The organism is Brevundimonas sp. UBA7838, from assembly GCF_002500885.1.
In the GTDB taxonomy this organism is placed as follows: Bacteria; Pseudomonadota; Alphaproteobacteria; order Caulobacterales; family Caulobacteraceae; genus Brevundimonas; species Brevundimonas vesicularis_C.
In genome coordinates this window covers 97,162-120,279 of sequence record NZ_DLTK01000128.1, presented here as the reverse complement: position 1 = coordinate 120,279, position 23,118 = coordinate 97,162, and the positions used below count along the sequence as shown (strand labels likewise).

The 23,118-nt window shown below is 66.9% G+C and carries 16 protein-coding genes and 1 tRNA gene; 12 read left to right on the top strand and 5 right to left on the bottom strand.

Going from position 1 to position 23,118, the window contains the following annotated elements:
• The first annotated feature begins 170 nt into the window (after positions 1-170).
• Positions 171-2,132, top strand: a complete 1,962-nt coding sequence (locus B3T77_RS13315) for a sialate O-acetylesterase (protein ID WP_292080189.1) — start codon at positions 171-173, stop codon at positions 2,130-2,132.
• On the opposite strand, the gene B3T77_RS13310 is transcribed toward B3T77_RS13315, so the two are convergent.
• Genes B3T77_RS13310 through B3T77_RS13300 form a run of 3 tightly spaced genes read right to left on the bottom strand, consistent with a single transcriptional unit; the run spans position 2,133 to position 6,677 of the window.
• Entirely contained in the window at positions 2,133-2,771 is a 639-nt protein-coding gene (locus B3T77_RS13310) for a hypothetical protein (RefSeq protein WP_292080188.1), read from the bottom strand.
• Between the two features lie 34 nt (positions 2,772-2,805).
• Positions 2,806-4,425, bottom strand: coding sequence for an alpha-L-fucosidase (locus B3T77_RS13305; RefSeq protein WP_292080187.1), 1,620 nt, complete (start codon positions 4,423-4,425; stop codon positions 2,806-2,808).
• A complete protein-coding gene (locus B3T77_RS13300) occupies positions 4,422-6,677 on the bottom strand; it encodes a sialidase family protein (RefSeq protein ID WP_292080185.1) in 2,256 nt (751 codons plus the stop codon). Before B3T77_RS13300 ends, B3T77_RS13305 begins: the two co-directional genes overlap by 4 nt.
• A gap of 299 nt (positions 6,678-6,976) precedes the next feature.
• Here B3T77_RS13300 and B3T77_RS13295 point away from each other — a divergent pair, with 299 nt between their 5' ends.
• The 10 genes from B3T77_RS13295 (at position 6,977) to B3T77_RS13250 (ending at position 20,368) form a co-directional block, all read left to right on the top strand.
• Positions 6,977-9,529: a glycoside hydrolase family 3 protein gene (locus B3T77_RS13295; protein ID WP_292080183.1), complete on the top strand. Its 2,553-nt coding sequence runs from the start codon at positions 6,977-6,979 to the stop codon at positions 9,527-9,529.
• Between the two features lie 30 nt (positions 9,530-9,559).
• Positions 9,560-10,849: a cation:proton antiporter gene (locus B3T77_RS13290; protein WP_292080182.1), complete on the top strand. Its 1,290-nt coding sequence runs from the start codon at positions 9,560-9,562 to the stop codon at positions 10,847-10,849.
• Between the two features lie 120 nt (positions 10,850-10,969).
• Complete coding sequence (locus tag B3T77_RS13285; RefSeq protein ID WP_349681220.1) at positions 10,970-12,454, top strand: GH39 family glycosyl hydrolase; 1,485 nt, start codon at positions 10,970-10,972, stop codon at positions 12,452-12,454.
• Positions 12,455-12,651: 197 nt separating this feature from the next.
• Positions 12,652-13,665, top strand: a complete 1,014-nt coding sequence (locus tag B3T77_RS13280) for a LacI family DNA-binding transcriptional regulator (protein WP_292080181.1) — start codon at positions 12,652-12,654, stop codon at positions 13,663-13,665.
• A 61-nt stretch (positions 13,666-13,726) separates the two neighbouring features.
• Positions 13,727-14,875, top strand: coding sequence for a fumarylacetoacetate hydrolase family protein (locus tag B3T77_RS13275; protein WP_292080180.1), 1,149 nt, complete (start codon positions 13,727-13,729; stop codon positions 14,873-14,875).
• Entirely contained in the window at positions 14,872-15,630 is a 759-nt protein-coding gene (locus B3T77_RS13270; protein ID WP_292080179.1) for an SDR family NAD(P)-dependent oxidoreductase, read from the top strand. The genes B3T77_RS13275 and B3T77_RS13270 overlap by 4 nt, the downstream gene beginning before the upstream one ends.
• A 52-nt stretch (positions 15,631-15,682) precedes the next feature.
• Positions 15,683-17,116 carry a sugar porter family MFS transporter gene (locus B3T77_RS13265; RefSeq protein ID WP_292080178.1) on the top strand — a complete coding sequence of 478 codons (1,434 nt, stop codon included), beginning with the start codon at positions 15,683-15,685 and terminating at the stop codon, positions 17,114-17,116.
• A 79-nt stretch (positions 17,117-17,195) separates the two neighbouring features.
• Positions 17,196-18,638, top strand: a complete 1,443-nt coding sequence (locus tag B3T77_RS13260) for an aldehyde dehydrogenase family protein (RefSeq protein WP_292080177.1) — start codon at positions 17,196-17,198, stop codon at positions 18,636-18,638.
• 3 nt (positions 18,639-18,641) lie between these two features.
• On the top strand, positions 18,642-19,496 hold the full coding sequence (locus B3T77_RS13255) for an SMP-30/gluconolactonase/LRE family protein (RefSeq protein ID WP_292080176.1): 855 nt from the start codon (positions 18,642-18,644) through the stop codon (positions 19,494-19,496).
• Positions 19,493-20,368, top strand: a complete 876-nt coding sequence (locus B3T77_RS13250) for an aldose 1-epimerase (protein ID WP_292080175.1) — start codon at positions 19,493-19,495, stop codon at positions 20,366-20,368. The genes B3T77_RS13255 and B3T77_RS13250 overlap by 4 nt, the downstream gene beginning before the upstream one ends.
• 443 nt (positions 20,369-20,811) lie before the next feature.
• On the opposite strand, the gene B3T77_RS13245 is transcribed toward B3T77_RS13250, so the two are convergent.
• The gene (locus B3T77_RS13245; protein WP_292080174.1) at positions 20,812-21,096 is read right to left on the bottom strand and encodes a helix-turn-helix domain-containing protein; all 285 of its coding nucleotides are present in this window, start codon (positions 21,094-21,096) and stop codon (positions 20,812-20,814) included.
• 153 nt (positions 21,097-21,249) lie between these two features.
• Between B3T77_RS13245 and B3T77_RS13240 the strand changes: the two genes are divergently transcribed.
• A tRNA-Leu gene (locus tag B3T77_RS13240) sits at positions 21,250-21,334 on the top strand.
• A gap of 123 nt (positions 21,335-21,457) precedes the next feature.
• Here B3T77_RS13240 and B3T77_RS13235 read toward each other — a convergent pair.
• Positions 21,458-23,032 carry an amino acid permease gene (locus B3T77_RS13235; RefSeq protein WP_292080173.1) on the bottom strand — a complete coding sequence of 525 codons (1,575 nt, stop codon included), beginning with the start codon at positions 23,030-23,032 and terminating at the stop codon, positions 21,458-21,460.
• Positions 23,033-23,118 lie beyond the last annotated feature (86 nt).

Sequence of the window (23,118 nt, the reverse complement as noted above, 5' to 3'; positions counted from 1 at the left end):
CTGATCTTTGACATCCTCGGCCCCCGATCCCGACGGCGGCGAAGAATTCACTCGGCCTTCCGGCTGATGGTCGGACGGCCGGAAATTGCACTGTCTTGCACTTTGCACGCCATTTCGGGGTGCAGTGCAATTTCGAACCTTCCGCTGCGGCGGACAGACAGGAGGCGCGGATGCGCTCGTTCTTGCTTGCCGCCGCGGCTGTCGCCGCGCTCACAGGGGCTTCGCCCGTCCAGGCGCAGGTCCAGCCCCAGACGGTCGTCACGCCCGCTCTTTTCGACGCCATGTTCCAGGACCACGCCGTCCTGCAACGCGGCCGTCCGATCAAGGTGTGGGGCAGGGCCGCGCCCGGCGCCGCCGTCTCGGTCAGCCTGGGTCAAGCGCAGATCCAGGCGACGGCCGGCGCCAACGGCGTCTGGCGTGCGACCCTTCCGACCCTGACCGCCGGCGGCCCCTATGTCCTGACGGCCCGGTCGGCCGGCGCGAGCCAGAGCGTCTCCGACATCATGATTGGGGATGTCTGGCTGTGTTCGGGCCAGTCGAACATGGAGTTCGCCGTCCGTCAGGCCACGAACGCAGAGAGCGAGATCGGCGCCGCGAACGACGCCAAGATCCGCCTCTTCCTGGTCGGTCGTTCCAGCCTGCCGGCGCCGTCCGTCGCTCCGCGCGCCGTCGGCCAGTGGCGCGTCACCAGCCCGCAAAGCGTGCGCGACTTCTCGGCCGCTTGCTACTTCATGGGCCGCGACCTGCGTCGTGCCGAAGACGTGCCGGTCGGCCTGATCGCCGCCTCCTGGGGCGGGTCGATCATCGAGGACTGGCTGAGCCGCGACGCCGTCGAAAAGCTGGGCGGGCATCAGGAGGCGTTGAAGGCGTTGGACGCCTACGCCCGTGATCCGGGCCAAGGCGACGCGATCTGGCGTCGTGTGACCCAGGACTGGTGGCGGACCAACGATCCCGGCACGAAACAGGGCTGGCACTTGGCGCGCACGAACGACGCCGACTGGGCGCCGATCCTGGCCGAGGGTTTTTGGGAGTCCACCGTGCCGGGGCTGGCCACCTTCGACGGCATCGTCTGGCTGCGCAAGGAGGTCGAACTGACCGCCGCCCAGGCCCGTCAGGCCGCGACGCTGGAGCTGGGGCCCGTGGACGACGCCGACGTCACCTGGATCAACGGCCAATACATTGGCGGGCAGCAGGGCTGGGATACGCCGCGCACCTACGCCGTACCTGCCGGCACGCTGAAGGCCGGCCGTAACCTGATCGCGGTCGGCGTGCTGGACACGAACGGCGGAGGCGGCGCCTGGGGACCGGCGGCGAACAAGCGCCTGGTGCTCGCAGACGGCACGACCGTCAGCCTGTCGTCGGGCTGGCGTCACCGGGTCGCCGCCCCGCTGGGCGACCTGCCCAATCCCCCGCGCACGCCCTGGATCGGTGGCAGCGGGACGACGACCCTGTACAACGGCATGATCGAACCCCTGGGCGCCTATGGCCTGAAGGGCATGGCCTGGTACCAGGGCGAGTCGAACATCGGCGACTATGTCGGCTACCGTCGTCTGCTGCCCGCCCTGTTCGCCGACTGGCGCGCCCGGTTCGAAAACCCCGAGATGCGGATGCTGGTCGTGCAACTGGCGAACTTCGGCCCGATGGCCAGCCAGCCGACCAACTCCTATTGGGCGGCCCTGCGCGAAAGCCAGCGCACGGTCGTCAACGCCGATCCTAAGGCGGGCCTCGCCGTCGCTATCGACATCGGCGACCGCTACGACATCCATCCCACCAACAAGCTGGAAGTGGGGCGCCGCCTGGCGCTGGAGGCCCGTCGTCTCGAAGGAGAGGCGCAGCCCGTCTCGCCGCAGCCGGTGTCTGTGACCCGCGCCGCCGATGGCGTCCACGTCCGCTACGCCGCCTCGGCTCAGCTGATCGCCTATGGCTCCAACCGCCCCCTCGGGTTCGAGCTGTGCGGGGCCGACAACGCCTGTCGCTTCGTCGACGCCACGCTTTTACAAGACGAAGTGGTGCTGCCGTCCGCCAGCGCGACCGACCTCAAGGTCCGCTTCTGCTGGGCTGACAGTCCAGTCTGCAACCTTTACGGCGCCGCCGGTCTCCCGGCGGTTCCGTTTGAGGCGGAGATCCGCTGATCAGGGATTTTGCGGCAACCGCGCCCGATCGTAGTCGGGCCCGAAGTCGAACAGCAGGGCCGGACCCAGCTCCAGCGTCTGCACGGCCTGGCCCATCTGCAGGATGATACTGCTCTCGCCTGGTGCGACGTCCTTCGGGGCCACGCCCGAGGCGTAGAGCATCGTCCAGCCCTCTCCGACGGCGACGTTCGACGCCTGGGCCAGCGCGACCTTCGGCTCACCCTGCGCCTCCAGCAGAACGACGGGCATGCGGGCCTCGCTCTGGCCTTCGGGCCGTTGGGTCGCCTGCACCCAGACGCCCAGCAGCAGCACGTCTCCGGCCTTGATCGCGCCTGAGTTCGTCATCACCGCCCCGACCGACCAGGGGTCGCCCGCCCGTTTGACATCGCTGGTCAGGGCCTTGCCGCCCGTGACGCCCTGAACATCGTGCGGCGTCGGACTGGGCGTCAGGCCCCAGGTGTTCCAGTTCTGCACGAAGGGCGAGTTGATCAGCTTGTCGGCCATCGTGGACCGTTGCGCCTGTGGGGGCACCGGTGGGGGCGCCGGTGCGGCTGCGGGCTCCGTCTGGGCCATGGCCGGCGCGCCCAGCAGCAGGCCCGCCGCCATCCCGGCCTGGGCGGCCTTGTTCAGCGTCTTCATGGCGTTTCTCCTCCCGTCGTCGCCGTTTTGAAGTTCAGATCAGTCCCGCGCCCCGCAGGCGCACCGCCGGCGCCGTGACCACGGGGCGTTGCGAAGGCAGGTCGATCGTCAGGCCTTGATCCGTCTGGCTGAACGACAGAGGCCCGCCGCCCAGCAGTTCGACCGCCTCGATGCGTCCGGCCCGTAGAGGAAGCGCCTGGATCGCCATCCGCCGATCCTCGGGCCAGTCCAGCGCGAAGGCGTAGAGCGTGTGGCCCTTGGTGGTGAAGCGGATGTCCTGACCCGTCCACGGCCGCGCCGCCCCCTCGCCATGCATCCCGGCGACCACGGCCGTCGGCCCCTCGCCATAGATGCGCCAGGGCCGGGTGTCGAAGATGGCCTCGCCGTTGACCGTCATCCAGGCGGCGATGTCCGTCAGGATCTGGCGCTCGTCGCTGTCGATCGATCCGTCCCCGCGCTGGGGGATGTTCAGCATCAGGTTGCCGTTCTTCGACACCACATCCACCAGCCGCTGCACGACGCTGCTGGCCGGGACGTAAGAGTGGCTCGTGAAGCGGGCGCGGTTGTAGTGCCAGTCGCCGATACAGGTGTCGGTCTGCCACGGTTCAGGCTTCAGACTGTCGGAGAAGCCGCGCTCGACCGTCTCGGTGATCGCCTTGCGCTGCCGGTCGTCCAGCCGCTTGCCGTTCACGACCGGCAGCTCGCCCCGCCAAGCCAGCGAAGCATTGTAGAACTCGGCCGTCGCCTCCAATCCGAACTGCCCCAGCGGCAGGCCGTAGTTGTCGAAATAGACCATGTCCGGCTTGTATTTGGTGATCAGGTCGCGCTGCCGCGCCACCCAGGACCGCACGAAGGCCGGGTTGTTGGCGGGCGGCGTCTCGATCCACTGGCCGTCGCGCGCATCGTGCCAAGCGTTCATCTCGGCGATCGAGCCGATGCCGTCGGGCGGGGCGAAGGTCGGGCCGGTATAGAGCTCCTGTGGGTCCAGCCCATCCCACCATTTGCCGGCGCCGTCCGCCCTGGTCAGGCGCGCCGCGTCGTATCGCACGCCCTTCAGCGGCCCCTCGGCGTCATAGCCGTACGCCGTCTGCCACCAGTGCCAGGCGTGCGCCGCGTGGTTCGACACGGCGAACCGGAGGCCCCGCGCCCTGACGGCCTTCTCCCATGTGCCGACGATGTCGCGCTTGGGCCCCACCCGCATCGTGTTCCAGGCATGATGGCTGCTGTCGAACAGGTCCAGGTTGTCGTGATGGTTGGCCATTGACATGATGTAGCGGGCGCCCGCCGCCTGATAGAGGTCCAGCAGGCCCTCGGGATCCCACTGGTCGCCCTTGAACTGGTCGATCAACTCCATGAAACCGAACCGGCTGGGGTGGCCGTAGGTCGCGACGTGGTGCTCGTAGAAGGGGTTGCCCTGGATATACATCTGCCGGCCGTACCAGTCGCCGGCCTCCGGCACGCACTGCGGCCCCCAGTGCGACCAGATGCCGAACTTGGCGTCCCGGAACCACTCGGGCGTCCTGTAGCCCTCCGCCAGACTGTCCCACGTCGGCTTGAACGGACCGGCCGTCGCGGCGCTCGGCGTCGTCGCGCAGGCGTCCAGCATCGAAGCCGACGCCCCGGCGGCCAGCAGTCCACGTCGCGACAAGGTCATGCCGGTTCTCCATAGACGACGCCGCGCCCGTCGGTGGCGACATAGACTCGGCCGAAGACGCGCGGATCGCCGGCGACGGCCCTGAATCGTCGTCCGTATTCGTGGCGGTCTTCGTTGACGCGCATCCACGTCCGCCCCTTGTCGTCGGAACGGAACACGCCCCGCACCGGCCCCTGCGTGCCAATGGCGAACAGGGCAGGGTAGGTCGAACCGGCGGGCGGCTTGCCGAAGTCCATCATCTCGACGCTCAGCCCCCCATCGACATGGTCAAACCGCTGACCGCCGTCGCGGCTGTTATAAAGCCCGCTGCGCGATACCAACCACAGATCGCCCTCATGATCGGGCGTCGCCTTCAGCGGGAAGGCGGTCTCGCGCCAGGTCGGGCGCTCATCGGCGGTGTTCGCGGGCAGGCCGCGCGACGGCACGGCGGCGAAGCTCTCGGCGCCGTCCACGCTGACGAACCAGGCGCCGGTGCGGAAATCCAGGGCGTAGAACAGCATCGGATCCTTGCGGTCGGCCACCGGCCGCAGCAGAGGCGGCAGGCCCGCCGTGGGCTTCCACGTCCGGCCTCGATCCCGCGACCAGACGACCTGGGGCGTCGCCAGCACGAACGTCGAACCGTCCGCCGACACCGTGATCGGCGCGTCGCGATACAGGTCCATGCGCGGATTGTCGGCGACGACCGCCATCTCGCCCGAAGCCGGCCGGGGGCGACCCAGCGGCTTCCAGGTCAGACCCGCATCGTCCGACCAGGCCAGGGTCGAGCCATCATGCCCCTCCGAGGCGACGCCCTCGTGCGGCGTGCCGCTGCGCACTACGATGTCGGGCGCGGCGCCCGCATAGTCGATCTGATTGGTGTTGGCGAAGACGGGGGTGGTGAACTGGCGCAGGGGCGAGCGGTTCAGGTCGTCATGGGCGAAGCCGGATATGTCGCCGAAGCCGGTCAGCAGTTGCGGTCCCTTCGGCGGACTGACCAGCGTGATGACGGCCGTCTGCTCGATCCCCTCGACCCACGGGGTCCAGTCTGTCGGCTGTTCGCGTTCGGCGGCAGACAGGTTGCGCGTCTCATAGACGGTGGCCCCGGTCGCATAGACCAGACGATCGCCGTCGAACGGGTCCAACGCCAGGGCGGCGATCCACCAGCCGAAGTCCGGTCGCGCGTTGCCCCAGTTCAGATAGGGGGTCGCGCTGACATCGTGGCGGGCCGCCTCTCGCAGACTGATCCAGCTTCGGCCATCGTCAGTGCTGCGCCAGATGGTGTCGCCCGGCCGCCAACGGTTGAGCGTCGAGACCATGACCACGCCCGGACGTTTACGATCCAGTGCGATCCCCATGAAGCCGCCGGACGGCCGGGGCGGGCTGATGTCGGTCCAGGCGCCGGTGTTCGTATCCAGCCGCCAGACCGCGCCGTCCGTCACCCCGTTCGGTCCGATGCCCAGGGTGCAGGTGACATAGAGGACGCCCCGGTCGTCCAACTCCGCCTTGACCGCCGACAGTTCGGCGCGCGGCCCGCCCGCCACGGCCTGCCAGGTCCGTCCGGCGTCGTCGGAGCGATAGAGGGCGTGTTCGTGCGGATCGGCGACGCCGACGAACAGAGTCTTCGAACCCTGACCGCGCCGACCGCTGCGCGGATCGAAGACGACGAAGCTCAGTCCGCCGTGGGTGGTGCGGTCGCTGGGCGTTCCCAGGCCTTTGAGCGGAAACCCGTCCACCTTGCGCCAGCTTGCGCCGCCGTCGGTGGAACGCTGCAGGCCGTCGTGGCGCGATCCGAAATAGAGGATGCGGTTGTCGTTGGGATCAATCGCCAGCCGTTCGCCCAGGCCCCGGCCGTCCTCGTTGCCGCCCATGCGGAAGGGAACTTCGGTTCGCCGCCATGTCTCGCCACGATCGGTCGAGCGCAGCATCGCGCCGGGGTCGCCCCTGTGAACGCCCACTGCTGCATGGACGATTTTGGGATCAACCGGGTCGGCGGCGATGCTCTCGATCCCGAAATCGCCGGACCGGGGACTGGAGTCCATCAGCGGCGACCAGCGACCGTCGGCCGCATCGAACCGATAGGCTCCGCCCATGTCCGACCGCGCATAGGCCAGGCCTCGCTCGATCGGACTGAATACGATGCCGGGAATGAAGCCGCCTGCGCCCACGACGACATTGCGCCATACATAGGGCGCAGGTTCGCTCGCCAGCACCTGACCAGCTGTCGCCATGGCCCCGGCGATAAACGCCATTAAGCCGGCTGTTCGTCGTGTCACGCCTGTCGTCATGCGGCCGTTTCTCCCTCATCGGCGACGTTGCTCCATCGCTCAATGTTAGCGCTAACTTCAGTAGTTGACATCATTGTCATAGGTGCATCAAGTTGCGTCTGTAAAAAGCAAGGCGTCGATCAACGACGTGTCGGGAGCGAACCTCGGGTTAAAACGGATTTCGCCGCTTTCGGCGCGGGGGGCGACGCCTGGATTTTTTCACACCCTGAGCGAACTTCCGGTGCGGCCTGAATGGTCGCGCCGGGTTTTTCGCCACATATTTTCGCCGACAGCCCGACGGACCCGACATGACCCTCCGTATCCCGAACGCGCGCCGCAGCGCTGTTTCCGCCCTCGCACTGGGCGTCGCGCTCGCAACCGCCGCCTGCGCGGCAACGGGAGCGACCCGGACGTCGCCGGTTAAGGCCGTCACGCCCCAGGCCTCCATCGTGACCGACGCGACGCGCGCCCATCCGGCGCTTTGGCCCCGCGCAGCCTCGCCGGCTGCGATGACGGATGCGGCGACGGAAGCCTTTGTCACCGAACTGATGAGCAGGATGACGCTGGAGGAGAAGGTCGGACAGACGATCCAGGCGGACATCGCCTCCATCAAGCCTGAAGACCTGCTGACCTATCCGCTCGGCTCGATCCTGGCGGGCGGCAACTCTTCGCCGGGCGGGGACGAGCGCGCCTCGGCCGACAAGTGGGTGGAACTGGCCCAGGCCTTCCGTGCGGCGGCGGCCCAGCGTCCGGGCGCCAAGGTGCCGCTGATCTACGGCATCGACGCGGTGCACGGTCACAACAACATCGTCGGCGCCACCATCTTTCCGCACAACATCGGCCTGGGCGCCGCGCGCGATCCCGACCTTATCCGCCGCATCGGCGAGGCGACCGCGCTGGAAGTCGCTGTGACCGGCGCAGACTGGACCTTCGGCCCGACCTTGGCCGTACCGCAGGACGACCGTTGGGGCCGGACGTATGAAGGCTATGCCGAGAACCCCGAAGTCGCCAAAAGCTACGCCGGCCCGATGACGCTTGGCCTACAGGGCGCGCTGTCTGCGGATCGTCCATTGGCTGCAGGCCACATCGCCGGCTCGGCCAAACACTTCCTCGCCGACGGCGGCACCACGGGCGGCAAGGACCAGGGCGACTTCGCAGGATCGGAACAGGAGCTGATCCGCACCCATCTGTCCGGCTATCCCCAGGCCATCGACGCCGGGGTGCTGTCGATCATGGCCAGCTTCTCCAGCTGGAACGGCGTCAAACACTCGGGCAACGAGACCATTCTGACCGACGTGCTGCGCGGCCCGCTGGGCTTCGACGGCTTCGTCGTGTCGGACTGGAACGCCCATGGCCAACTGCCGGGCTGTTCGAACGAAAGCTGCGCCCTGGCCTTCAACGCCGGCATCGACATGTTCATGGCGCCCGACAGCTGGAAGCCGCTCTTCGCCTCGACCTTGGCCCAGGTGAAGTCGGGCGAAATCCCGATGGCGCGCCTGGACGAGGCGGTGCGTCGCATCCTGCGCGTGAAGGTCAAGACCGGCCTGTTCAACGACAGCCGCCCGGTCGAGGGGCATCTGAACGAACTGGGCTCGCCCGCCCACCGCGCCCTGGCGCGCGAGGCGGTGCGCAAGTCGCTGGTGCTGCTGAAGAACGAGGGCTCGGTGCTGCCGATCCGCTCGGGGGCGCGGGTGCTGGTCGCCGGTCACGCTGACGACATCGGCCAGGCCTCGGGCGGCTGGACCCTGACATGGCAGGGCACGGGCAACTCGAACGGCGACTTCCCCAACGGCCAGTCGATCTGGGGCGGCATCCGCGAGGCGGTCGCCGCCGGCGGCGGTCAGGCGACGCTCAGCACAGACGGCTCCTTCACCCAGAAGCCCGACGTGGCCATCGTCGTCTTGGGCGAAACCCCCTATGCCGAATTCCAGGGCGATGTGGACACGCTGGACTTCCTGCCGACCGAACCGCTGGAGACGTTGAAGCGCCTGAAGGCGGCGGGCATTCCGACCGTGTCGGTCTTCCTGTCGGGCCGTCCGATGTGGACCAATCCCGAGATCAACCAGTCCGACGCCTTCGTCGCCGCCTGGCTGCCGGGCACGGAAGGCGGCGGGATCGCCGACGTGCTGGTCGGCGATGCGGCGGGTAAACCACGCCACGATTTTAGCGGAACCCTGTCGTTCAGCTGGCCCAAGGACGCCAGGGGCGAGCCGTTGAACGTGGGCCAGCCGGGCTATGACCCGCAGTTCGCCTATGGCTACGGCCTGACCTACGCACGCAACGCCCGCGTCGGCGCCCTGTCCGAAGACAGCGGCGTGGTCGGGTCCGGCAGCAATCTGGATCGCTATTTCGTCGATGGCCGCTTCGTGGCTCCCTGGTCGCTGATGCTGCGCGACGCGGGCGGCGAGTTCCGTCTGGGTGCTGAAAAGAGCGGCGCCAGTCCGCGCGGCGGCGTTTCGGTGCGCTCCACCGACGGCGCCGGCCAGGAATCGGCGCGCGCCCTGACCTTCTCGCAGAATGGGGGGCAGGCCATCATCGCGGCCCAGCCGGTCGATCTGACGCGCCAGTCGAACGGCGAGATGGCCATCGCCTTCCGCTATCGCGTGGACGCGCGCCCCAAGGGGCCCGTCTTCCTGACGCTCGGCGCCGGTTCGGTCGATATCTCCGGCCTGATCGGCGCAGCGCCCGTCGGCGAATGGCGCACGCTGAAGGTGCGTCTGTCGTGCCTGCGTGATCGCGGCGCCGACATCGCCGCCGTCGATCAACCCTGGGGCCTGCGCACCAACGCCGACTTCGCGGTCACGGTCGAGGATATCCGCCTGGCGTCAAACGAGGGCGACGCCATCTGTCCGACGCAGTAGGCTGGCGCTCGCCAAGGGGGAACCGGCCGCATGACCAATGCTGAACTGAGCGTGGCCTTCTTCCTGCAGATGGCGATCATCATCGCCGCCTGCCGCATCGTGGGCTGGCTGGCCAAACGCTATCTCGGCCAGCCGCAGGTGGTGGGCGAGATGATCGCCGGTGTGATCCTAGGCCCGTCGCTGTTCGGCCTGCTGGCCCCCGATCTGCAGGCGGCCCTTTTTCCAAAGGAGTCGCGATCGATCCTGTTCGTCGGCGCCCAGTTGGGCGTCGGCCTCTACATGTTCCTGGTCGGGCTGGGCTTCCGGCGCGACCACTTCCGGGCCAATGCGAAGAGCGCCGCCGCCGTGTCGCTGGCCGGCATGGCCGCGCCCTTCCTGGTCGCCGTCGCCATTGCGCCCTGGCTGGTCGCTGAGGGACTGTTCGGACGGGGCATCCAGACCTGGCAGGCCATGCTGTTCATGGGCGCGGCTATATCGATCACCGCCTTTCCCATGCTGGCGCGCATCATCCATGAGCGGGGGCTGAGCGGCACGCGGCTGGGTTCGCTGTCGCTGGCGGCGGGCGCCATCGACGACGCCGGCGCCTGGTGTGTCCTGGCCGTCGTCCTGGCCAGCTTCGGCGCGGGACCGATGGTGGCTGTGACAGCCATCGCCGGAGGCGGCGCCTTCGCCCTGTTCATGCTGACGCTGGGCCCAAAGATGCTGGCCCCGCTGGGACGGATCGTGGAGCGGGAAGGGCGGCTGAGCCCCACCGTTCTCGGCATCGTGCTGATCCTGTTCATGCTCAGCGCCTGGGCCATGGACGCAGTCGGCATTCACGCCGTCTTCGGCGGCTTCATCCTGGGCGTCGCCATGCCGCGCGGCCTGCTGGGCGAGGAAATCCGGCGTCAGTTGGAGCCGTTCGCCGTGCTGGTGCTGCTGCCGATGTTCTTCACTTTCTCGGGCCTGAACACCCAGCTGACCATGGTCAACAGCCTGGGGCTGCTGGCCGTCACCGTCGTGATCTTGCTGGGATCCATCCTGGCCAAGGGCGGCGCCTGCTGGGCCGCCGCGCGCCTGACGGGTCAGGACAACGCCACCGCCATGGGCATCGGCGCCCTGATGAACGCGCGCGGTCTGATGGAGCTGATCATCATCAACATCGGCCTGCAAAAGGGCGTCATCGGCCCGGCCCTGTTCTCCATCCTGGTGCTGATGGCCATCGTCACCACCCTGATGGCCTCACCCCTGTTCGAGTGGGTTTACGGCAAAAAGGCGAGGGCGCGGGGCGAACTGGGCACGACCGGTGATCACGACGACGCTGCGCCGGTACGCGCCTAAATCCAGATCCACAACTCGAGGGCGACGCCTGTGAAGTATTTACACATCAGAGGTTTGGCGCTGGTCGCAACCCTCGTCGGCGCCTCTATGGATGCGAACGCCCAGACGCCAGAACCAAGGGTGATTTCGATCGATGTCGGCGGTGCGTCCACGCCCCGCGATCGCATGGCCGAGTTCTCGGTCGGCGCCGACTATCCCGGCACGACGATCCGTCCCGAGGCTTTGGCGCAGTTGAAGACGGCCCGCGACAAGCTGGGTTTCCGCTACATCCGCTTCCACGACATCTTCCATGACGACATGGGCGTCTATCGTGAAGTGGACGGGCGCCCGGTCTACGACTGGACGCGGATCGACCATCTGTACGACAGCTTCCTGGCGATGGGGATCAAGCCCTTCATCGAGCTGGGCTTCACGCCCGATGCGATGAAGACCTCGGACCAGACGCTCTTCTATTGGAAGGGCAACACCTCGCACCCGCAGCCGGAGAAATGGACAGGTCTGATCGACGCCTTCGTAAGGCATCTCATCGACCGCTATGGCGCCGAGGAAGTGCGGAGCTGGTATTTCGAGTTCTGGAACGAGCCGAACCTAGCCGGTTTTTGGGAAGGGGCCGAACAGGCCGCCTACTTCGACTACTATGGGCGTACGGTCCGCACCATCAAGGCGATCGATCCCGCCTTGCGCGTCGGCGGGCCTTCCACGGCAGGCGCCGACTGGGTTCCGGCTTTTCTTGCCTATGCCGACCAGCACGATCTGCCGGTCGATTTCGTCACCACCCACACCTATGGCGTCGAAGGCGGCTTTCTGGACGAGAAGGGCGAAGGCGACAACAAGCTGTCGCGCAACCCTGACGCCATCGTCACCGACGTACGCAAGGTGAGGGCTGAGATCGAGGCTTCGACGCGTCCGGGGCTGCCGCTGTTTTTCACGGAATGGAGCACCAGCTACAATCCGCGCGATCCGATCCACGACGACTATTTCGGCGCGTCCTATATCCTGACCAAGCTGCGTCAGAGCGAGGGTCTGGCGCAGGGCATGAGCTATTGGGCCTACAGCGACCTGTTCGAAGAGCCAGGCCCGCAGACCAAACCATTCGATGGCGGCTTCGGACTGATGAATCCCCAGGGCGTGCGCAAGCCGACGTGGTTCGCCTACAAATATCTGAACAGCATGGGCGACCGCGAACTACCGACTGGCGACGACCAGAGCATCGCAGCGCTGAAAGACGACACGGTGCAGGTGCTGGCCTGGCGCTACGAACTGCCGGACCAGCCGATCAGCAACCGACCCTTTTTCCGCCAGGTGCGGGAGCCTGCGACGGCTGCGCCTTTGAGGATCGCATTGAGCGGCCTGCGCCCCGGCGTTCATGTCGCCACGATCCGCCGCGTCGGTTTCAAGTCGAATGACGCATACACCGCCTATCTGGAGATGGGATCGCCGGCGACGCTCAGTGAAGAACAGTTGGAGGCACTGCAAACGCTGACGCTGGACCAACCAGAGACCCTGACGGTCACCGCTCGTGCCGACGGTGAGGCCCAGATGGAGGTGCCTATGCGTGTCTACGACGTGGTCATGGTCGAGATCGCGGCCTCGCAGGGACGCTGAAGCTCAAAGGCGCGGCTGTGACTTCAAATCCCTCCAGCTCAATTCGCTAGCCGCCGTCTTGGCGAATGGGGCGAGCCGGGTGTCGTCCAGCCTATTTCCGCAGAGATAGTCAGCAGATGGGCGTCGTCCGTGGAGCCTGGACCGACGGGCATTGCAAATGGTGGACGTAACTGCGTGAGCGTGCTGCTGTCTCTGACGTGACTGATCAACAGAATCCCCGCCGCAACCACACCATGGGCGATATCGCGCGCCTAGCCGACGTGTCGCCAATGACGGTGTCGCGCGTGGTCAATGGCGATGCGCGGGTGCGCGAGGCGACGCGTGAGCGCGTCGAGGCGATCATTCGAGAGACCGGCTACGTGCCCGATCCCGCGGCGCGAATCCTGGCGCGGGCCGGAGGTGGACGGATCGGCCTGCTCTACGCCAACCCGTCCAGCGCCTATCTGGCCGAACTTCTGTCGGGCGCCCTGGATGGGGCGCGATCGGTAGGTTTGCTGCTGCTGATCGAGCCATCGCGGCCCGGCGCGCCTGATGAAGAGCGCGAAGCGGTTCAGCGGCTGGCGGCCGGCGGAGCACAGGGTGTGATCGTTCCGCCGCCGCTGGGCGAATCGGACGCCACCCTGGACGCTATCGGCAAGAGCGGGATGAAGGCGGTGGTTCTGGCGGCGCCCGCGCTTCGGGACGGTCTGATCTCCCTGCGGGTGGACGACCAGGGTGCGGCCCAGGAGATGATGCGGCATCTGCTGGGGTTGGGCCACCGCGCCGTCGGCTTCGTCGAAGGGCGTCGGGATCAGAGCGCCACTGCGGATCGTCGCCACGGCGCCCAAGTCGCGGTCGATGCGGTGAGGGGCGCGACGATGTGGGCCGAGGCGGGCGACTTCACTTATCGTTCCGGCTTCCAGGCGGGGCAGCGGCTGCTGGGGCGCTCACCCCGGCCGACGGCCATTTTCGCCAGTAACGATGACATGGCCGCAGGCGTTCTGGCGGCCGTTCACGCTGCGGGCCTGTCGACACCGGGCGACATATCGGTGGCCGGGTTCGATGATACCTATTTGGCCGCCAGCGTCTGGCCGACCCTCACCACCATCCGCCAGCCGGTCGCCGAAATGGCCCGATCGGCCGCGGTCATCCTGGGGCGGGGCGGCGAGGCGGACGGTCCAGTCCCCCACCAATTCATCGCCAGAGAAAGCACCGCGCCTCCATACGATTGACATCCATCCCTTGCTCAAAGATGTTAGCGCTAACACGTCCGAGAGCGTGGGGAGGATGAGATTGTTGCTTGCCGATTGCCTGCCGGCGGACTGGCGCAATGCGCGCCTGCTCGGACGGGTCCTTACCGAGGTCGGACCCTCGCCCGTTCTGGTGCGGGGCGGGCGGCTCTATGATCTTTCGAACCACGTCGCCACAACGGCCCAGGCAGTCGCGCGGGACGATCTGGACGCGGCCGGCATGGATATGGGGCCGCTGGACGAACTGACGGTCGCCTCGACGTGGTCGTCGAACGCGGCGGACGTGCGGCTGCTGTCGCCGCTGGACCTGCAATGCATCAAGGCCTCGGGCGTGACCTTTGCGGTCTCGGCCTTGGAACGGGTGATCGAGGAGCGGGCGCGCGGTGACGCCGACGCCGCCAACGCCGTGCGCCAGTCCATCCTCAACCGGATCGGCGGCGACCTGAAGAATCTGCGGCCGGGTTCGGATCAAGCCGAGGCCGTCAAGGCGCAGCTGATCGCCGAGGGCTTGTGGTCGCAATATCTCGAAGTCGCCATCGGCCCCTATGCCGAGATCTTCACCAAGGCGCCGGTGCTGGCCTCGGTCGGCTGGGGCGCCGAGGTCGGGGTGCGGGCGGACTCAGCCTGGAACAACCCGGAGCCGGAGGTGGTCTTCGTCTGCGATCCGTCCGGCCGCCCGGTCGGCGCCAGCCTGGGCAACGACGTCAATCTGCGCGACATCGAGGGCCGGTCGGCCCTGCTGCTGGGCAAGGCCAAGGACAACAACGCCTCGGCCTCAATCGGCCCCTTCATCCGCCTGTTCGACGACGACTTCACGATGGACGACGTGCGCTCAGCGACGGTCCGGCTGGAGGTCGAGGGAACGGACGGCTTCATGATGACGGGCGAAAGCTCGATGAGCCTGATCAGCCGCGATCCCGAGGAACTGGTGCGTCAGACCCTGAGCGCGCATCAGTATCCCGACGGTTTCGCCCTGTATCTCGGGACCATGTTCGCGCCGATCGACGACCGCGATGCGCCGGGCAAGGGCTTCACCCACAAGATGGGCGACCGGGTCCGCGTCTCGTCCGAGAAACTGGGCGTGCTGGAAAACATCGTCGCGACCTGCGACCAGGCCCCGCCCTGGAAGTTCGGGGTGCTGGAGCTGATGCGCAATCTGGGCGGTCGCGGCCTTCTCGGAGTTTCCGCATGAGCGGCGCCATCTATCCGTCGCTAAAGGGCCGTCTGGTCGTCGTCACCGGCGGCGGGTCCGGCATCGGCGCCGGTTTCACCGAGGCCTTTGCGCGTCAGGGCGCCCGTGTCGTCTTCTTCGACATCGCCGAGGCGGACTCGAAGGCGCTGGAGGCATCACTGGCCGAACTGTCGCCCGCCCCGACCTTCCGCCAATGCGACCTAATGGACCTGGCCGCCTTGCAGGCCTGCCTGGCCGAGATCGTCGCCGAACAGGGTCCCATCGATGTCCTGGTCAATAACGCCGCCAACGACGACCGTCATACGCTGGCGGAGGTGACGCCCGACTACTGGGACAACCGGATCAACGTGAATCTGCGTCACCTCTATTTCGCGGCCCAGTCGGTCGCCGCCGGGATGCGCGAGCAGGGCAGGGGGGTCATCATCAACCTGGGCTCGATCAGCTGGCATCTGGGGCTGCCGGATCTGTCGCTTTACGAAACCGCCAAGGCGGGCATTGAGGGCATGACTCGCGCCCTGGCGCGCGAGCTGGGCGGTGACGGCGTGCGTGTCGTCTGCATCGTGCCGGGCAATGTCCAGACCCCGCGTCAGATGAAATGGTACACGCCGGAAGGAGAGGCCGAGATCGTGGCGGCGCAATGCCTGCCGGGCCGGCTTCAGCCCGACGACGTCGCGGCGCTCGGCCTGTTCCTCGCATCCGACGATGCACGTTTGATTACAGGCCACGAGTATTTCGTGGACGCTGGCTGGCGATAGGTTTTCTGAGTTTCACGCCCGCGTCAGACGGGCATTCGGAGGGAATATCGAGATGGCAGGACCGACGGGGGGCACAGGCCCCGACATGGCGGGTGACGACCGCGTCAACATGGCGTTCATCGCCCTGATCGTGGCGGTCGCCACCATCGGCGGCTTCATGTTCGGCTATGATTCCGGCGTCATCAACGGCACCCAGGACGGGCTGGAGGCGGCCTTCAACCTGTCGGCCTTGGGCACCGGTTTCAACGTCGGCGCCATCCTCTTGGGCTGCGCCGTCGGCGCCTTCATCGCGGGACGTTTGGCCGACGCTATCGGCCGTCGTACGGTCATGCAGATCGCCGCCGGCCTGTTCATAATCTCCGCCTTCTGGGCGGGCGCGGCCGACAGTTCCGCCCACTTCATCATCGCCCGCTTCATCGGCGGCCTGGGCGTCGGCGCGGCCTCGGTCCTGTCGCCGGCCTATATCTCCGAAGTGACGCCAGCCTCAATCCGCGGCCGGCTGTCGTCGGTGCAGCAGATCATGATCATCACCGGCCTGACTGGCGCCTTCGTGGCCAATTACGCCCTTGCCAAGACCGCCGGCGGATCGACGGCGGAGTTCTGGCTGGGCTTCCCCGCCTGGCGCTGGATGTTCTGGCTGCAGGTTATCCCCGCCGCCGTCTATCTGATCGCCCTCCTGGTCATCCCGGAAAGCCCGCGCTTCCTGGTGGTCAAGAAGAAGGACGCCCAGGCCGAGGCCGTGCTGTCCAAACTGTTCGGCGCCGGGACGGGCGCGCGCAAGGTCCAGGAAATCCGCGCCTCGCTGGCGGCCGACCACAAGCCCAAGTTCGCCGATCTGCTGGACCCCGCGACGAGGAAGGTGCGCCCGATCGTCTGGGCCGGTTTGATCCTTGCCGTGTTCCAGCAACTCGTCGGTATCAACATCGTCTTCTACTACGGCGCGGTGCTGTGGCAGTCGGTCGGCTTCTCCGAGAACGACGCGCTGCAGATCAACATCCTGTCCGGCGTCCTGTCGATCGCCGCCTGCTTGGCCGCCATCGCTGTCATCGACAAGATCGGTAGAAAGCCTCTGCTTCTGATCGGTTCGGCCGGCATGTTCGTGACCCTGGCTGTCGTCGCCTGGTGCTTCTCCAAGGCCGCCCTGATCGACGGATCGCTGCACCTGGACGACCAGACCGGCCTGATCGCGCTGATCGCGGCCAACGCCTATGTGGTCTTCTTCAACTTCAGCTGGGGGCCGGTCATGTGGGTCATGCTGGGCGAGATGTTCCCGAACCAGATGCGCGGTTCGGCCCTGGCCGTCGCCGGCTTTGCACAGTGGATCGCCAACTTCGCCATCTCGGTCAGCTTCCCGTGGATGGCCGCCACCCTGGGGCTGGTCTTCACCTATGGCTTCTACGCGGTCAGCGCCCTGATCTCCTTCTTCCTGGTCCAGGCTTGGGTGAAGGAAACGCGCGGTCGCGAACTGGAAGACATGACGGGCTGATTTTCGCCCTCCCATACCCATCTCCCCGAAACGGGCGGCGCTCCCCCGCCGCCCGTCAGCCTTATGAAAAGGACGTCCCATGACCGACACGCTTGAACTTTCGCACTGGATCGGCGGCGAGAAGGTCGCGGGAGCCCTGGCGGGCGAGAGCCTGAGCCCGTCGGATACGCGCGACGTCGTGGCCCGCACGCCCAAGGGCGGCGCCGCCGAGGTGGACCAGGCCGTTCAGGCCGCCCGCGCCGCCTTCCCCGGCTGGTCCGACGCCTCGCCGGAAGTCCGCTTCGACGTGCTGGACAAGGCCGGCAGCCTGATCATGGAGCGCGCGGCCGTCATCGGTCGCCTGCTGGCCCGCGAGGAGGGCAAGACCCTGCCCGAGGGCATCGGCGAGACCATGCGCGCCGCCCGCATCCTGAAGTATTTCGCCGGCGAGGCCCTGCGCGTCCACGGCCAGAACCTGGCCTCGACCCGTCCGGGCGTCGAGATCCAGACCTATCGCCAGGCGGTCGGCGTCTTCGGCCTGATCACCCCGTGGAACTTCCCCATCGCCATTCCGGCGTGGAAGATCGCCCCGGCCATCGCCTTCGGCAACACGGTCGTCATCAAGCCCGCCGGCCCGACCCCGGCCACGGCCGAGGCCCTGATCGCGGTTCTGCATGAGGCCGGCCTGCCCAAGGGCGTGGTCAATATGGTGATCGGCGACGGCGACGTGGGCCGCGCCATCGTCGCCCATCCGGGCGTCGACGGCATCAGCTTCACCGGCTCGCAGGCCGTGGGCGCAGGCGTCGCCGAGGGCGCGGTCCGGCGCCAGGCGCGGGTCCAGCTGGAAATGGGCGGCAAGAACCCGCTGATCGTTCTGGACGACGCGGACCTGGACCGGGCGGTCAACATCGCCCTGGACGGCAGCTTCTTCGCCACCGGCCAGCGCTGCACCGCCTCCAGCCGCCTGATCGTTCAGGACGGCATCCACGACCGCTTCGTCGCGGCTCTGGGCGAGAAGGTCGCCGCCCTGCGCGTCGGCAACGCCCTGGATTCCAACACCCAGATGGGTCCGGCCGTGACCGAGGCCCAACGCGAGGTCTCCTACAAATACATCGACATCGCCCGCGAAGCCGGCGGCCGCATCGTCACCGGCGGCGAGCGCCTGACCTTCGATGCGCCCGGCTGGTACGTCCAGCCGACCCTGATCGCCGACACCGCCGCCGACGCCCGCATCAACAACGAAGAGGTCTTCGGCCCCGTCGCCTCGACCATCCGCGTCGCCACCTATGAAGAAGCGCTTGCCGTCGCCAACGGCGTCGAGTTCGGCCTGTCGGCCGGCATCGTCACCCAGTCGCTGAAACACGCCCGCGACTTCCAGAGGAACGCCAGGGCCGGCATGACCATGGTCAACCTGGCCACCGCCGGCGTCGATTATCACGTCCCGTTCGGCGGCTCGAAGAAGTCCTCCTACGGTTCGCGCGAACAGGGCTTCGCGGCGGTGGAGTTCTACACCCAGATCAAGACCTCCTATTCGGCGGGCTGATCGATGAGCGAGCCGGAACTGATCTGGGACGTGCAGGCGGAGCTGGGCGAAGGCCCCGTTTGGGACGCCGCGCGCGGCGCGGTGTGGTTCGTCGACATCAAGGGTCGAAAACTGCATCGCTACACCCCCGCTACGTCTGAAAAGCGCTCGTGGGATACCCCCGATCAGACCGGCTTCGCTTTGCCTGCCGAGGACGGTTCGCTGATCTGCGGCGTGCGCGGCGGCCTCTATCGTTTCGACCCGGAGGAGGGCGACTTCTCGCGCTTTCAGCCGATCGAGGAAGACCGGCCGCAGAACCGGCTCAACGACGGTTTCGTCGCGCCTGACGGCTCGCTGTGGTTCGGCTCGATGGACGATAGCGAGGAGGTCGAGACCGGCGCCCTCTATCGCTGGTTCCGGGGCGAGCTGACGCGGCACGACGACGGCTATGGCGTCACCAACGGCCCCTGCCTCAGCCCCGACGGCCGCACCCTCTATCACCACGATACGCTGAAGAAGACGGTCCTGGCCTTCGATCATGCGGACGGCGTGATCTCCAACCGCCGCGTCTTCGCCGTGACCGAGGACGGCTATGCCGACGGCCCCAGCATGGATGCGGCAGGCGTGCTGCACGTCGGCCTGTTCAACGGCTGGGGCGTGGCCCGCTACGCCCCCGACGGCACGCGGATCGGCAAGATCGAGACGCCGGTCCAGACCGTGACCAAGGCGGCCTTCGGCGGCCCGGACCTGCGCGACCTCTATATGACCACGGCCTGGCTGGGGAACGCCGACAAGCGGGCGGACCAGCCGACTTTGGGCGGCCTCTATCGCGTGCGCGTCGAGACGCCGGGCTTGCCCCAGAACCGGATCCGCCTGTGATCGCCCTGACGGCCGGCGACTGGCACGCCAGCCTGGCGCCGGAGCTGGGCGGGGCGGTGCTGAGCCTGGACTGGCGCGGCCAGCCGGTGTTTCGGCCTACGCCCGATGGCGCGACCGACATTCTGGAGACGGCCTGTTTCCCGCTGGTCCCCTACGCCAATCGGATCGCGGACGGGCGATTCGTTTTCGAGGGGCGTGAGGTCCGCTTGCAGACACTGGAACGGTTCGCCCCCCACGCCCTGCACGGCGACGGCTGGCTCTTGCCCTGGACTGTCGAAAGCCAGACGACCAGCCGGGTCGAGATGACGCTGGAATGGTTCCCCAAGGCCGACGCTGATGCACAGTGTTGGCCTTGGCCGTGGCGCGCTAGCCAGACTGTCGAATTAAGCGACCAGGGCCTGACGATCACCTTGTCCGTGACCAACTTCGGCGATGCGGTCATGCCTGCCGGGCTCGGCCTGCACCCCTATTTCCACCGCTACGCGGACAGCCGACTGGCTCTGTCCGCCGAGAGCGTCTGGATCACCGATGCGCGCGAGATTCCCGAACGCCTGGCACCGCCCACCGAGATTGTGGACTGGTCGAAGGGCCTGGCCCTCGCCGACGCTCCCTTTGTCGATTGCGCCTATGCCGGCTGGACGGGCGAGGCGGTCATCGACGGCGGCGGTCGCCGGGTGACGCTGAGCGCCGACGCACCTGCATGCTTGACCCAGGTCTATGCGCCGGTGGGCGTCGATTTCTTCTGCGTCGAACCCGTCACCCACCGCCCCGACGCTCACAATGCGCAGGCCGGCGAGGATCAAGGTCTGAAGCGCCTGCCGAAGGGGCAAACCCTTTCGGTGGCTATGAGGATCAGCGCGATCAGTTCTTGATCAGACAACAGAGGCTGCAGGCTCAAGCGAATCCGCAGCAGGACTGATGCCGCTTCTGCTTCGCTACAGCCATCGCCGGCTTCGCGGTTCAACTGGCGAACGACACCGAAGGCGACAGCGGGAACCGTACGCTTTCTACACCTGCTCAAGCCAAGTCAGCTTGTCAGCGGAGGGACGAGACGTTGACGAGGCCTGCCGCGAACGATGCGGAACAGACTGTGAGCGATTTCGTAGCGCGGTCCCTCCCGATTGTGTCGCACAGGCCCTGCTTGTTCGGCTTCTCAGGCCCTTGCCGGAACGGTGAAACATCCTTCGAAGGCCCCGTCCTACTCGATGCGGATGTGGCGGAACTGGTAGACGCACTGGATTTAGGTTTCTGCTCATCCAGCTCCCTCCGCCTTGTTTTCACTGATGATTTCCGAAATCTCCGCTTCGGTGGGGGGCTACGGCCGCCAGCACGTCGGCATCTGAGACGTGGGCATAGCGAGCTGTCGAGGTGATGCTCTCGTGCCCGAGAAGTTGAGGATCTTGAGCAGCCTTCTGATCTGACGATCGGACACACCGGCCATCTCGCCAAGGGTGGCTTGGCTGGGCCAGGTATCGCCGGTTTCGCGGTTCAGGTGGCGCGCGATGCCGAACGCGACCGCGAAAACTGTGGCGCTCAGCTCACCATCGTCCTGCACCTGCTCCAGCCACGCGAGCTTGTCGGCGGTGAAACGGTCAGACATGAGCAAGTCGCACCGTGAACGCTTGCGGAACAGAGTGTGGGGGATTTTGTGAAGCGGTCCCTCCGGATTGTGTCGCACAGACCCTGTTTGTTCCGGTTCGTTGGCTCTTGCCGGAACGATGAAACGCCCCTAGAAGGCCCGTCCTACCTCGATGCGGATGTGGCGGAACTGGTAGACGCACTGGATTTAGGTTCCAGCGCCGAGAGGCGTGGAGGTTCGAGTCCTCTTATCCGCACCAATACAAAAAAGGCCCCGGATCGCTCCGGGGCCTTTCTTTATTCCTGGCCTATCGCCCTTGCGGGCTATTTGAGGCCGATGGATGGGCCTGCCGCGATTGGTGCGACAGGCCCCGCATTTCGTCTTAGCGGATCGGCGGCACAGGCGGCGGCGGAACGTCACCATCCGTTTCGTGAACCTCGACCAAGCCGCGACCCAGGTGGCTCTTGCGGTAGCCGTAGGCGAAGTAGATCAGCAGGCCGATGCCGCCCCAGATCGGCAGCACCATCTTGGCGTCGTGCGGCAGGTTCCAGAACAGGAAAGCGCAACCGAACGCCGACAGGGGCGCGAACACCCAGATCAGCGGCGTACGGAACGGACGGCGACGGTTCGGATCCTTGACCCGCAGCACGAGCACCGCGATCGACACCATGAAGAAGGCGAACAGAGTGCCCGAGTTCGAAATGTCGGCCAGCTGACCGACCGGGAACAGGGCGCCGGCGATGGCGACCGCGATGCCGGTGGCGGCGGTCACGATGTAAGGCGTCTTCCACTTGGGGTGGATTTTGGTCAGCCCTTCCGGCAGCAGACCGTCGCGCGCCATTACGAAGAAGATGCGGGTCTGACCAAAGATCATCATCAGGATGACCGACGGCAGGGCCAGCAGGGCGGCGGTGCCCAAGGCGTTGCCGATCTGGGGGTGACCGACGACGCGCAGAACGTGGGCCAGCGCCTCGTTGGAGCAGACCAGCATTTCGGCGTTGGCGGGCAATGCGCAGGCGGCGACGAAGGCGGGCGAGCCCGGCTGGACCGCTTCACCGGCGGCGCCCAGAACCGGCTGAGCCCCGATCGCGCCGGCGGCGCCGAGCGCGACCAGCAGATAGAAGATCGTGCAGATGGCCAGCGAGCCGATCAGGCCTATCGGCACGTTGCGCTGCGGATTCTTGGTTTCCTCGGCCGCCGTCGAAACGGCGTCGAACCCGACATAGGCGAAGAAGATCGAGGCCGCAGCGCCGACGATGCCCATGCCCGAATATTGGCCGAACAGGCCATTGGGGGCGAACGGCGACAGGTTGGCCGACTGAATGACGGGCAGGGTGATGACGATGAAGACCGTCAGGGCGACGACCTTGATCGCGACCAGGATTGCGTTGACCCGGGCCGATTCCGTAGTGCCGACCATCAGCAGAGCTGTCACCAGCAGGGCCACGACGATGGCGGGGATGTTGACGATCCCGGCGCTGAAATCAGGCGTGGGGATAAAGCCGTTCATCGACCAGGTCGGCCCGGCGGACAGGAGGTCGGGGAAATCGAACTTGAACCCGTTCTCTATCAGCCCAAGCACATAACCCGACCAACCGACCGACACGGCCGAGGCCGCCACGGCGTATTCCAGGATCAGCGCCCAACCGACCGTCCACGCCAGCAGTTCGCCCATCACGGCGTAGGTGTAGGTATAGGCCGAGCCCGAAACCGGGGCCATCGACGCCAGTTCGGAGTAGCAGAGCGCTGCAACCGCGCAGACGGCGCCGGCGATGACGAAGCTGATCATCATGCCCGGTCCGGCCTTTTGGGCGGCCGAAGCGGTCAGGACGAAGATTCCGGTGCCGATGATGGCCCCGATCCCCAGAAGCGTCAGTTGAATAGGACCAAGCGACCGGTGAAGCGACTTCTTCTCGGCCGTGGCAAGGATCGCGTCGAGCGACTTAACGCGCCACATAAAATACCCCCACGTTTTGATGCAGCCCCTCGGCTGCTTGGGGCGGACGCTAGCGACGGATGAGGCGGCGCGCAACGCGCATGACG

Coding starts and splice junctions, on each gene's coding strand:
- B3T77_RS13295 (WP_292080183.1), top strand. CDS start 6,977: ATGACCCTCCGTATCCCGAACGCGCGCCGCAGCGCTGTTTCCGCCCTC.
- B3T77_RS13315 (WP_292080189.1), top strand. CDS start 171: ATGCGCTCGTTCTTGCTTGCCGCCGCGGCTGTCGCCGCGCTCACAGGG.
- B3T77_RS13235 (WP_292080173.1), bottom strand. CDS start 23,032: ATGTGGCGCGTTAAGTCGCTCGACGCGATCCTTGCCACGGCCGAGAAG.
- B3T77_RS13310 (WP_292080188.1), bottom strand. CDS start 2,771: ATGAAGACGCTGAACAAGGCCGCCCAGGCCGGGATGGCGGCGGGCCTG.
- B3T77_RS13245 (WP_292080174.1), bottom strand. CDS start 21,096: ATGTCTGACCGTTTCACCGCCGACAAGCTCGCGTGGCTGGAGCAGGTG.
- B3T77_RS13270 (WP_292080179.1), top strand. CDS start 14,872: ATGAGCGGCGCCATCTATCCGTCGCTAAAGGGCCGTCTGGTCGTCGTC.
- B3T77_RS13265 (WP_292080178.1), top strand. CDS start 15,683: ATGGCAGGACCGACGGGGGGCACAGGCCCCGACATGGCGGGTGACGAC.
- B3T77_RS13260 (WP_292080177.1), top strand. CDS start 17,196: ATGACCGACACGCTTGAACTTTCGCACTGGATCGGCGGCGAGAAGGTC.
- B3T77_RS13290 (WP_292080182.1), top strand. CDS start 9,560: ATGACCAATGCTGAACTGAGCGTGGCCTTCTTCCTGCAGATGGCGATC.
- B3T77_RS13255 (WP_292080176.1), top strand. CDS start 18,642: ATGAGCGAGCCGGAACTGATCTGGGACGTGCAGGCGGAGCTGGGCGAA.
- B3T77_RS13305 (WP_292080187.1), bottom strand. CDS start 4,425: ATGACCTTGTCGCGACGTGGACTGCTGGCCGCCGGGGCGTCGGCTTCG.